We start from the raw sequence: 13,347 nt of genomic DNA, 5'->3' as shown, positions 1-13,347 counted from the left end.
TCATCAAGATTTGTGGCAGGTGGAGGGTGTGTATTCAACGTTGATTCAAAATCAAGGGTAAGTTTGTCATTTGTTAGTTGTCATTTGTAAAGGGTTCCTTCGCAACGCTTTTTTGGAATGGTGTATCTGTAGGGGCGGGTTTCACAACTATCTTTTCGGTTGTACCTAAATGCGACTAAACCCGCCCCTTTCGCCGAGTTTACAGCAGTTTGCTCTGCTATGCGGTACATTGTTGATCCCCCTAAATCCCCCTTAAAAAGGGGGACTTTGATCTACTGTACTTTATTACATAAAAAGCGTTGTATGACTTGAATTTAACTATTGCCAAAACCAACCTAATACCGAATAAGTAGTCGGACAAAAGTAAATGGCACGCTCCGAAGCAAGTGCAAGTCAATCGTCCTCAAACCCTTACTGTTCCCTGTTCCCTATTCCCTATTCCCTATTCCCTATTCCCTATTCCTACTTCAAAACCCATGATTTCACCAACCATTCGAGAATTACCGGGACAAGTTTACAAAATTAACGGAAATCAGCCATTCTTATTAGATGACCCGCAGACGGTTTGGCTGGTGCAGTCGGGTTCTGTTGCCCTATTTGCCGTTAAGGTAAACCAAGGTGTGATAGAAGGAATTCGGCGTTATCTATTTAGTTGTGACTCTGGCGCGGCACTTTTTGGCACCGCTTCTGGGTCTTTTCGCCAGTTGTTGGTTGTACCGATTGGGGAGACCGAGCTGCTAAAATTGGACGGGGCATGGTTTCGCCAGTTAATTACCAAGGGGGATGACAACCTAAGGAACTGGATAGCGGCTTGGCTTCAACAGGTTTATACTGTATGCTGCGATCGCGAAACCGAGAGCCGATGTCAGGGAGTTGCCGAAATTACGTCTAAACCCGATGCGCTGGTGGAAACGTTATCCCAGGTTCATGGTCAGTTATTTGACCAGATTCAGCGCCAGGAAGAACGAGAGTACCGCGAACAACAGCAACGCCTGGAAGCCGAGGAATGTCTGAATCGTCAGGTAAATGCCCAAGCTATCGGGGAATTAGCATCAACCTTGGCAACCCCAGCCACCTCCGATTCCCTGAACCCTTCACCCTTGTTAGTGGCGGCGGGTGCAGTGGGAAAAGCGTTGGGTGTCCCCATCCGCCCTGGGAGTCAATCGGAAGATGTCCAGCGGCTGAGGGAACCCTTGGAGGCGATTATGCGAGCCTCTCGGATTCAGATGCGGCGGGTGTTGTTGCGAGAGGATTGGTGGAAAAAGGATTGTGGGGCTTTAGTTGCCTACAGACAGTGTGATAATCAGCTTGTTGTGCTGTTGCCCAGGAAAGCCACGGGCTATGATATCTTTGACCCCGTGCTGGGGACTCGCACAGCGGTAACTGCCCGGAATGCCTCAACCTTGACGGCTTTTGCCTGGATGTTTTATCGGACGCTGCCGGATAAGGTGCTGACGGCGTGGGATGTCTTGCAGTTTAGCATAAAGGGGCGGGCTCAGGACTTGCCCATGGTTCTTTGCACCGGTATAGCCGCAACAGTGTTGGGTATGCTGACGCCTCAAGCTACGGCTATTTTAATGGATCAGGCGATTCCGAATAGCGATCGCACTTTATTATGGCAAGTTGGGGCGGGACTGTTGGTGGCGGCGATGGGAATGGCGTTGTTTCTGTTTGCTCAAGGGTTGGCGCTGCTACGAGTGGAAACGGTGGCTGATACCTCTACCCAAGCGGCTGTCTGGGAGCGATTGCTGAATTTACCGGTCTATTTTTTCCGTCGCTACAGTGCAGGGAACTTACAGTCTCGCGTCGCCTCCATTAGTCAAATCCGCCGCCAACTCGGTGGTACGACGGTGATTCATTTTATTGGCGCTGGGTTGGCATTGCTGAATTTGGCGCTGTTATTTTACTATAGTGCGCCGTTGGCTTGGGTGGCGGTTGTCGTGGCGGTGGTGGCAATTGCCTTGACTCTGATCGCGAGTTCCTTGCTGGTGGGTAAAACCTATCGACTGCTAACCCTACAGGGGACGATTTTCGGACAGACGGTGCAGTTGATTAACGGTATGGCGAAACTCCGCATCGCCGGTGCCCAAGGGCGGGCGTTTGCGACGTGGAGTAACAACTATAGTCGCCAAGTGAAGCTGAATCTGAGTACGCAGCAGATTAAGGATAGTGTGACGCTGTTCAATACGGTCATGCCTACCCTAGCATCGGGGCTACTGTTTGGGTTGACGATGCAACGGCTGGAGGCGGCGGAAACCCCAGGCAATGTGGGACTCTCCATTGGCACGTTTTTGGCGTTCAACACGGCATTTGGCACGTTTATTAAAGGGGTTACGGATTTAAGTAACACAACGCTGGATGTTTTGCAAGTGATTCCCCAATGGCAACGTCTCCAGCCGATTGTCGAGACAAGACCTGAGGTGAGTTTAAGCAAGGCAGATCCTGGTAAACTGATGGGTAGAATTAGGGTTAATCAGGTGAGCTTCCGCTACCGGGATGATGCTCCCCTGATCCTGGATAATTTGAGTATTCATGCCGAACCTGGGGAATTTATTGCCATTGTCGGGCGTTCTGGGAGTGGGAAATCGACGCTGTTTCGATTATTGTTGGGATTTGAAACCCCGGAGTCGGGAACGATTGATTATGATGGTCAAGCCTTATCTGGGCTAGATATTAACGCCGTGCGCCGACAGTTGGGTGTGGTGCTGCAAAATGGTCGGATTTTGTCTGGGAGCATTTTTGAGAACATTGCCAGTGGGGTTCAAATTACGTTGGATGAAGCCTGGGACGCGGCGCGGATGGCGGGGTTAGCGGATGATATTGCCGCAATGCCGATGGAAATGCATACGGTAATTAGTGAGGGGGGCGGGAATTTGTCGGGGGGACAACAGCAACGGTTATTGATAGCCAGGGCGTTGGTCTTGAAACCGCGAATTTTACTCTTTGATGAGGCGACCAGTGCGTTAGATAATCGCACTCAAGGGATTGTCAGTGCAAGTTTGGATCAGTTACAGGTGACTCGGCTAGTGATTGCCCATCGACTCAGCACGATTCGCCATGCTCACCGTATCTATGTTATTGAAGGGGGGCGGATCGTGCAACAGGGAACGTTTGAGGAGTTGGCGGCGGTGGAGGGGCTATTTGCTCAGTTGATGGTTCGGCAAATGGTTTAGCAAGAGGCGATTGAAATCGCTGCTACACAAACCAAGTCCGCCTGCGCGGACTGGTTGATAATGGGGGTCGCTAACCCGGATTTGGCATATTACGGGTACGGGTGGTATCCCGTTTTGCCCTGGGGATCTTTAAGATACACCTGATCAGACACCGTTAAATCATCACAACTGTCTGATTATCGGGATGGTATTGCAGTTTTCAGCAAGTTAGTTGGCGCAATTGCACCAAAACTCTAACTGGAATGTGTCTGTAACTTTGCAGAAACGGTTGATGCATCACTTGTTTGTTTTTTTTATAGTTGTAATCAAAGAGCAGTTTCCCTGCCATCTGAAGAACAAAAAAGCACCTGAAACTCTCTTTGAATCTCTAGTAATTTAGGTTGATATATCCATCAATGTACACAACAGAAAACCCAGACTATGATGTCGTAATTATGGGTGCGGGATTTGCCGGCGTATGCCAAGCCCGACATCTCCTGCTCAAAATCCCAAACATTCGGGTTGCTTTAATCGATCCGCGACCGGAAGAGCGAACAGAAAAAGATCTGAAAATTGGCGAGTCAACCGTTGAAGTATCGGCTATGTTCCTCTGCCGGGAATTGGGTCTCTACGAATACTTGATTGAACATCAGGTTCCCAAACACGGGCTTAATTTCCATTGGCCCAAAGACCAAGCAACTACGGATTCCATTGACGACTACTATAGCCTATGGACTCCTCTGAATCCCCCTATACCTAGCTTTCAAATTGATCGAGCAAAGTTAGAGCAAGATTTGCTCAAGATGAATAAAGATTTAGGCGCTGTCTTCTACAACGGCAGAGTGACCAACGTTAATTTGACACCAGCTGATGCAGTGAATAGCGTCTATGTCAAGCTTGACACCGGGGAAATAGAACTCAAGGCTAAGCATATTATTGATGCTGCTGGTCGCCGTTTTATTATCGGGCGTAAGGCTGACAATCTCATCCTTGAGCCGGAAAATCTCTTGGGTCTGAACACTGGCTCGGCATGGGTGCGGATTAAAAATGTAGACCGTACCATCTTTGATGATGGCTATGACCCGGCGGGGGGAGTAGCAAGCCATTACTATGGCACCAATCATTTCTTTGGTCATGGTCACTGGCTATGGATGATTCCAATTGATAAACAATCAATGGAATTATCCATTGGAGTTATTCACCATCATGATGTGATTCCGGCACAAGACATCAACACCTTGGACAAATTTTATCGTTTTCTGGAGAAGAACCATAACCTACTTTATCGTCTCGTAAAAAGTGGTGAAGGCATAGACTTTCATTATTGGCCCAAGATAGCCCATGCTAGCAAAACTGTCTTGTCTCAAGATAACTGGTATGTGATTGGCGATGCCGCTGCCATGTTTGATGCTTTTTATTCAACGGGAATGACTTCAATTGCCTTCACTATTGAAACCGTAACAGAAGTCATCCGTGCTAAGCTGGCGGGCGAGGAAGATGCAGAGGAAAAGCGAACTCTTTACAATGAATTCAACCTCAAAAATATGCGCAATACCAATCGTCTTTACTACCAGCACAATAAGCAGCTTGGTAATGCTAGCATCATGAGCTATCGCATCTATCTCGAATATATGCATTGGTTTGGCATTGTTTTGCCTATCTATGCGGGCAAATGGCATCTAAACCTGAAATTCCTCTCCACTTTTGTCAAGACGGCTCCACTTCAGACAAAAATCATTATTGACATATACGATCAGCTCAGCCAATTAGTCGATTCAGATTCAAACATCGGGCTGATGAACTGTTACCAAACCCACCAATTGCTTGGCGACTATATTCCATTGAAAGAATTTGATGGCTTCTTAGACGAGGTGAGGTTTGAGCCATACCGGAACAACATCTTTGGCTCGATTAAGTCCACCTATTTCTACCTGGCAATCTGGTACGCCAAGTTCCGATGGAAAGGCTTTGGTTTTTTCGGGTTAATTAGTCCCAAACACATCTACCGTGTCTGCCAATTACTGGTTTTGTCGGGTCGCTTGGCTTTGGTCGAAGCTATCTACAAATACAAGACAAAAGGGTTGCCTAGCAACAGCAAAATTGCTCAGATGCAGCAGGAATTCAAGAGTTATCAATACAAACCTGAACTGCAACCTTGGGGCGAGAACACAATTTGATGGCGAAGTGTTGCCCAAGCTATTTCCAAACCTGATTTTCTGTACTCAGTACATAAGTTCTAACTCAATACCCTTAAAGAGGTTTTATGACTCACCATCCATTAGAGAGCATCCATACGCCGGAAAAAGAACCAATCGCGATCATTGGCATCGGCTGTCGTTTTCCGGGCAATGCTAACGATCCAGAATCTTTCTGGAACCTGCTGCGAGACGGTGTAGATGCCATCACTGAGGTGCCAGAGGATCGTTGGAACCTACGCACATTCTACGACCCGGATCGGCAAAAACCAGGCAAACTCTATACTCGCTGGGGCGGATTCATTGAACGCATCGACCAATTTGATGCTGAATTCTTCGGCATTTCCCCACGAGAGGCAGCGCTTATCGATCCGCAGCAACGGTTGCTGCTGGAGGTAACCTGGGAAGCCCTAGAGGATGCCGGACAGGTGCCAGAACGGCTGGCTGGCTCCAACACCGGTGTATTTGTCGGTCTCTACATCCACGATTACCAACATATTCAGTTGGATAGTAGCGCACGTCATTTAATTGGCGCTCAAATGACTACGGGTACGGCAATGAGCATCGCCGCCAACCGCATTTCCTATGTCTTTGATTTTCATGGACCAAGTATGGCACTGGATACTGCCTGCTCCTCCTCTCTAGTCGCGGTTCATCTTGCCTGTCAAAGTATCTGGAATGGTGAGTCTACTCTGGCTGTAGCAGGAGGTGTGAATGCCATCTTGAAGCCGGACATGACCATAGGCATGAGTAAGGCATCGATGCTTTCTCCTGATGGTCATTGTAAAAGTTTTGATGCAGCCGCTAACGGTTTTGCTCGAGGCGAAGGGTCTGGCATCGCCATCTTAAAGCCTTTATCTCAGGCTATAGTTGATCAAGATCCGATTTATGCCGTCATCCGAGGCAGTGCTGTGAACCAGGATGGTCACACCAATGGCATCACGGTTCCCAATGGGCAGGCTCAAGAAGCCGCAATCCGAACGGCTTGTCAGCAGGCAGGAGTGTCTCCTGAGCAGATACAGTATGTAGAGGCTCATGGGACGGGGACAGCCGTTGGCGATCCAATTGAGGCGAACGCCCTAGGAGCAGTACTAGGTCGCAATCGTCCTGCGGGAAATCACTGCGTTATTGGTTCAGTCAAGAGCAACATTGGACATCTCGAATCAGCCGCAGGCATTACTGGCTTGATCAAAACAGTCCTAGCTCTGAAGCATCGCCAGATTCCACCCAATCTCCATTTTCATACACCCAATCCAAAAATTCCGTTTGAGGAACTGCAGTTGCGGGTGCCCCAGACCTTAGAACCGTGGCCCGAAAACGGCAATGGTCGGCGTCTGGCGGGCGTGAATTCCTTCGGGTTCGGTGGCACCAATGCCCATGTCGTTCTGGAAGCGATAGATACCTACCTAGGCACGTCTCTACCCCAACCCTCCGATGCCCAAACCCAGGAGAACGCCTCAACACAGGCGCGATCGCTGCTGCTGCCCCTATCGGCTCGCTGTGCGGAAGCGTTGCCAGCCGTGGCACGAGTCACCCGTGACTTTTTAACGACGCCAGACTCCAGTTCTCATGTCTCATTACAAGACATTTGCTACACCGCCAGTTTACGCCGAGGTCATCATGACCATCGGTTAACCCTAGTGGCTGACTCTAAACAAAAGCTGGCAGAACACCTAGAAGCCTTTTTGGCAGGAGAAACCCGTCTGGGTATGTCTTCCGCTCGCTTGGTGCCGGGTCAATCACCTCAACTCGCTTTTGTGTTCTCAGGTATGGGTCCACAGTGGTGGGCAATGGGGCGTCAGCTTTTAGAGCAAGAGCCGATATTCCAGCAGACTGTCCAACGGTGTGACAGCTTGCTCCGACACTATACACCTTGGTCTTTGTGCAAAGAACTGACCGCCCCAGAGGAGCAATCGCGGATCAATGAAACTCAAATCGCTCAGCCAGCAATCTTTGCTGTGCAGGTTGGTTTGGCAGCATTATGGCGTTCCTGGGGCATTACTCCCGATGCGATTGTGGGTCACAGTGTTGGCGAAGTAGCAGCTGCCCATGTAGCTGGGGTTCTGACTCTCGAAGATGCGATCCGAATCATCTTCCAGCGCAGCCGGATACAAGCCAAAGCCGCAGGTCAAGGCAAGATGCTGGCGGTTGGGCTGTCTTCACAGGAGGCTGAACACCTATTAGCCGGATACACTGAAAAAGTTTCCATCGCAGCCATCAACAGCCCTAATGCTCTCACCCTCGCTGGAGATAGCGCTGCCTTAGAAAACATTGCCCAATCTTTAGAGCAAAAACAGGTTTTCTGTCGGTTCCTGAAAGTGGAAGTACCGTATCACAGCCCCTTGATGGAACCTTTAAAACCCGAGTTAGTAGAGTCCTTGCAAGGCATTAATCCTCAACCCCCGACTATTCCCTTGTTTTCTACCGTCCTCGGTCAAGCGGTTGCCGGTTCCGAATTGGATGCTGGTTACTGGGCACAAAACATGAGGAATCCCGTTCTGTTTGCCCCGGCAATCAATGAACTGATCCAAGCCGATTATAACCTCTTCCTCGAAATCAGTGCCCATCCCGTTCTAGCGTCTTCTATCTCTGAGTGCCTTACACAGCTAGGCAAAAAGGGAACGGTACTTCCTTCCCTGCGGCGTAAAGAACCGGAACGAGTGGTCATGCTGGGGTCTCTCGGTAAACTCTACACTTTGGGATACCCTGTTGATTGGAACCAGCTCTATCCGGAAGCAGGGCATCTGGTGCGGCTACCTTCGTATCCGTGGCAGCGAGAGCGTTATTGGCAAGAGTCCGAAGCATCGCAACAAGCCCGACTCGGACAACCGTTTCGGCGAGCTATGCTCTCGACACAAGTCCATCCCCTGCTAGGATACTCGATGAACTCAGCTCAACCGATGTGGGATGGCTCAATTGATACGCAACAACTCACCTATCTGAATGACCATCGCGTCCAAGGGGCTGTGGTGTATCCTGGAGCCGCCTACGTGGAAATGGCTTTGGCTACTGCCAAGGAAACCTTCAGGCAGGAGTCTTGTGTGGTGGAGGAGATTAAGTTTCAAAAAGCGCTTTTCTTGCCCGATAATGATCCACCCACACTACAGTTGATTCTCGACCCAAACGAAAAGTCGTTCGATATCTACAGCCGAGCCAAAGATAGTGAAAAATCTTGGCTGCGACATGCGACTGGCAAGCTGATTCACCATCAAAATAATAATGTCCCCAAGCCAGTCAATCTGGATGAGATTCGCAACCGTTGCACCAACGAAATTGCCAAACGTGATTGCTATGAGCAATTCCAGGAAATAGGACTTCAGTATGGTCCGTATTTCCAGGGCATTGAGCAACTTTTGTGTGGCGAAGGGGAATCGTTGGGTCAGCTTCGGGTGTCTGAGAGTTTAGAGACAGATCTTGAAAATTACTGGCTGCATCCGACTATTCTTGATGCCTCTTTTCAGGTTCTCCTAGGCACTGTGTTCTTCAAACCGATGGATAACGGCAAAGCGCCATCGGTTTACCTGCCCGTTCAGATAGACCGAGTGTGTTTTTACACTCGCCCCGGAATCCATCTGTGGAGTCATGCTCGCTTAGTGGAGCAAAGCGCGACTCACTTGAAGGCAGATATCCAACTGCTTGATCAGGCCGGAAATGTGCTGGTAGACATTCAAGGATTGCAATGTCAGTCCTTGGCGGCAGGGCAAAAGTCTGTTTCCGAACCAATTGAAGATCATCTTTATGAGTATCAATGGCAGCTAAAGCCATGCCCCGGACAAGTTATCCTACTCGAATCGGCTACTTATCTGCCTTCTTGTCGGCAAATTTCCCAGAGCCTCCAAGCTGAAACAGCTCGGTTGAGCGAACGGTTAGGACGGACGCATTACTACGAAACGGTGGAGCCACAGTTTGAGGGTTTGTGTACCGATTACGTCCTCAAGGCTCTACAGCAGCTTGGTTGGCAGCCGCAATTGTGCGATCGCATTTCCACTGATGCTTTGGCACAGCAGTTGGGTGTGACCTTTGAACACCAACGTCTTTTGGGTCGGATGCTGGAAATGCTTCAGGAAGAAGGCGTGCTGATTCAGGTAGAAGACCAGTGGCAAGTTTGCCAGATTCCAGACCTGCCAGAGCCACAAGAGACTTGGAACACCATGTTGGCGAAATTTCCGGCTTACCAAGCCGAGCTGATGTTGCTGGGGCGCTGTGGAGCGAATTTGGCACAGGTGTTGCGAGGAGAGGTTGATCCACTACAGCTCATTTTCGCTGAAGGATCTTTGACAACATCTGAGCATTTGTATCAAGACTCGCCCAGTTATCGGATATATAATCTGCTGGTGCAAAAGGCGATCGCGAAGGCGCTGGAGCATTTACCAGAAGGACGCAAGGTGCGGATTTTGGAGATTGGTGCTGGCACCGGATCGATGACCTCTTATGTTCTGCCCAAACTTCCCGCCAATCGCACAGAATATGTATTCACTGACGTTTCTCAACGGTTTACAGCCTCTGCTGAACAGAAGTTCCGCGATTATCCTTTCGTTGAATACAAACGTTTGGATATTGAGGCAGACCCCCTCGCCCAAGGATTTGATGCCCATTCCTTTGATCTGATTCTGGCATCAGATGTACTCCATGCCACTCATAACCTGAGGCAGACACTGGAGAATGTCAAACAGATTCTAGCATCCGCAGGGCAGCTCGTTGTCCTGGAGTTGACCCACGCTCCGCGCTGGTTTGACTTAGTATTCGGAATGCTCAAGGGCTGGTGGCTATTTGGTGATGTAGACTTACGCCCCAAAAACCCGCTCCTGTCTGCACAACAGTGGGGAGATTTGCTGGCAGAGGTTGGATTTAGCGAGGTGGCTAGCCTTTGTGATACCACCAGTAATGATGAGTCTCTGCACACTGTGATTTTGGCTCACGGACCTGAGGTTCAGCCAGCCACTCCGCCTGAGTTAGCCGCTCCGCCTCAGCCGGAAAAGCCGGGAACCTGGCTAATTTTTACAGACAGCTTTGGCGTTGGGCAGCAACTGGCTGATCGGATGAAAGCACAGAACGATACCCCGATTCTCATCTCACCAGGAATGAGCTTCCAGCGCATTGATGCCCACCACTTCCAGATTCGCCCAGAGCATCCGGAAGATATACAGCAACTCCTAAAGGCTACCCTTGCCGATTGCCCTGCCTATCGCGGAGTGGTTCACCTCTGGAGTCTAGATATACCACCAGGGGCAGCAACAACTGTCTCCTCTTTGAAGTCAGCCCAGCGCTTGGGTAGTTTCAGCGTCCTGCACCTGGTTCAAGCGTTGGTCAATGGTACTCAGAGCGAGTCCCCTCGTCTCTGGTTAGTTACCCGTGGTGTCCAAGCGGTGGAAGGCTCTTGTCAATCCGTTGCGGTTGATCAATCTCCTTTATGGGGTTTAGGTCGCGTGATTAACAATGAATATCCCAATCTTCGCTGTACGAAGGTGGATATCAGTGGCGCGAGTTCCCCTGAAGAAATCCAATCTCTGTTGACAGAGTTATACACAGACGATCAGGAAGATGAAATCGTCCTACGGGGTAAGGCACGCTATGTCAACAGGTTGACGAGGGTGTCACCCGCAGAGGTGGGAACCGTCCATGACAACAGCCAACCCTTCCGCTTGGCAATCTCTACTCCTGGAGTTTTAGACAGCCTGAAGCTACAGGCAATGTCACGTCAAACACCTGGTCAGGGAGAGGTGGAAATCCAAGTATGTGCAATGGGTCTCAATTTTAAGGATGTCACCAAGGCGATGAATTTGCTAGGTGATACTAACGTAGAGGACAATGTATCCGGACAAGGGCTTGGTTTAGAGTGTGCCGGAATCATTACTGCCCTGGGTGAAGGTGTTGAAGGGTTTGACATTGGCGATGAAGTTATTGCCTTTGCCCCTGATAGCTTCGGCTCCTATGCCATAACAGAGGCTCACTGGGTCGTGCATAAGCCGCGATCGCTTAGTTTCGAGGAAGCCGCCACAATCCCCCTGGCGTTCCTAACCGCTTACTACGCCCTGCACAACTTGGGTCGGCTGGACAAGAGCGATCGCATTCTCATTCATGCCGCCGCAACGGGTGTGGGACTCGCTGCTGTACAGATTGCCCAGCAAGTGGGAGCCGAGATTTTTGCCACCGCAGGCAACCCAGAAAAGCGGGAGTTTCTGCGATCGCTGGGCGTTCAACATGTGATGGATTCCCGGTCATTAGCCTTTACGGATGAAGTAATCGAATGCACGGGCGGTAAAGGCGTAGATCTGGTTCTCAACTCTTTGGCGGGAGAGACTATTCCCAAGAGCCTCTCGGTCTTGGCAGCTTACGGACGTTTTATCGACATCGGCAAATGGCACAGTAACACCAGTCAGTCTGGACTAAAACCGGTTGGGAATAACTTGTCGTTGTTTACGGTGGACATAGCTCAGATATTACGCGATCGCCCGGATTTTGCCCGGTCTCTATTTTGCCAAGTTGGGCAATTATTCGCCGACGGAACGTTTCACCCCCTGCCACACCGGGTCTTCCCCATCTCCAAGGTGCGTACTGCTTGCCGCTATATGGCTGAAGCGAAGCACATTGGCAAATTTGTCATTTCATGGCAAGACCCAGAAGTGGTGGTGGCTCCCTCCAGCGACGAGACGGTGACATTTTGCGCTGATGCAACCTATCTGATTACAGGAGGACTCGGTGGGTTTAGTTTAGCGGTGGCTCAGTGGTTGGTAGAACGTGGTGCGAAACACCTAGTACTGATGGGACGCAGCGGTGCTGCCTCACCAAAAGCCAAGTCAGCCGTAAAAACCTTGGAGGAAGCCGGCGCTCATGTGGTAATTGCTAAGGCAGACGTGACTGACCAGAAGCAGGTTGCCAAGATTCTAGCTGACATTCATCAGTCTATGCCACCTTTGCTCGGCATTATTCACGCTGCCATGGTTTTGGATGATGCGCTGCTACCGCAACTCAACGAGGAGCGTATGCAGAACGTCATGGCTCCCAAGATCGTTGGTGCTTGGAACCTACACAGCCAAACCTTGAACATACCCTTGGATTTCTTCATCCTCTTCTCCTCGTTAGCTTCAACGGTTGGCAATCCAGGACAAGGAAACTATGTCGCGGCTAATGCTTTTCTGGAGGCGTTAGTTAACCACCGCCGCGTCCAAGGATTGCCCGCCTTGACTGTGAACTGGGGCGCTGTGACAGATGTTGGTTATGTGGCTCAGAACACTGAAATTGGGCAACATCTGAATCGGATTGGCGTGAAACAATTACCCTCCCAGCAGGGACTAAAGATGCTTGGGCTTTTGCTTCAACAACAGGCTGTTCAGGTCGCGATCGCACCCGTAGACTGGCACAAGTGGTCAAAACTGCACGCAGCGGGTTCATTACCACGATTTTCTCCAGTGGTAGGAGAAGCCGTCTCAGAGCAATCACAGGCAGATGATCTCAACACAGAAGAAGACTCCCTAATCAACTCGATTCTGGCTGTAGAACCAGCAGAGCGTCAGCCGTTGTTGGTATCTTGTATTGGCGAACAAGTGGCTAAGGTATTGCTCACTTGTGCTCACAAGTTGGATATCGAGCAGCCTCTGACGGCTCTGGGTCTTGACTCCTTGATGGCGGTCGAACTGAGTAATCGGATTAAGAACGAGTTGGGTGTGGACGTACCCACTGTGAAACTGATTCAGGGACCGAGCATTGCCCAACTGGCAACGCAAGTGAGCGAGCAACTGACACCCGATCGCGCTACCTCATCTGCATCTTTAATTACATCAAATCTGAGCGAGTCAAACGCTACTCAGAACGGAGCGCCAACGGAAGAAGCATCGCAGATCTTGGCAAAACTCGACCAGCTCGCTGATACAGAAATAGACGCTCTACTTAATTCAGTGTTGTCTAACACCCAGTTACCGACAAACGGGTAGCAAGTGTTAACAGTTGACAGTTGACGGTGCAGATTGTGAACACTCAACTGTCAACTGTAATCACACGCC

3 protein-coding genes are annotated in these 13,347 nt (G+C 50.0%); all 3 read left to right on the top strand.

Annotated elements, in window-relative coordinates; all coding sequences use genetic code 11:
• Nucleotides 1–476 precede the first annotated feature (476 nt).
• Nucleotides 477–3,173, top strand: coding sequence for an NHLP bacteriocin export ABC transporter permease/ATPase subunit (locus tag ACLFWI_RS04670; RefSeq protein ID WP_446411955.1), 2,697 nt, complete (start codon nucleotides 477–479; stop codon nucleotides 3,171–3,173).
• 395 nt (nucleotides 3,174–3,568) lie between these two features.
• A complete protein-coding gene (locus ACLFWI_RS04665; RefSeq protein WP_446411954.1) occupies nucleotides 3,569–5,329 on the top strand; it encodes a tryptophan 7-halogenase in 1,761 nt (586 codons plus the stop codon).
• Nucleotides 5,330–5,415: 86 nt separating this feature from the next.
• Entirely contained in the window at nucleotides 5,416–13,278 is a 7,863-nt protein-coding gene (locus ACLFWI_RS04660; RefSeq protein ID WP_446411953.1) for an SDR family NAD(P)-dependent oxidoreductase, read from the top strand.
• Nucleotides 13,279–13,347: the final 69 nt, after the last annotated feature.

Origin of the sequence: Coleofasciculus sp. (assembly GCF_046539235.1) — a bacterium.
Lineage (GTDB): Bacteria > Cyanobacteriota > Cyanobacteriia > Cyanobacteriales > Coleofasciculaceae > Coleofasciculus.
Note: the sequence above shows the minus strand (reverse complement) of the source record. Positions and strands in the feature narration are given on the sequence as shown.

Excerpts from the sequence above, each read along its gene's own strand:
- ACLFWI_RS04670 (WP_446411955.1), top strand. The coding sequence starts at position 477 with ATGATTTCACCAACCATTCGAGAATTACCGGGACAAGTTTACAAAATT.
- ACLFWI_RS04665 (WP_446411954.1), top strand. The coding sequence starts at position 3,569 with ATGTACACAACAGAAAACCCAGACTATGATGTCGTAATTATGGGTGCG.
- ACLFWI_RS04660 (WP_446411953.1), top strand. The coding sequence starts at position 5,416 with ATGACTCACCATCCATTAGAGAGCATCCATACGCCGGAAAAAGAACCA.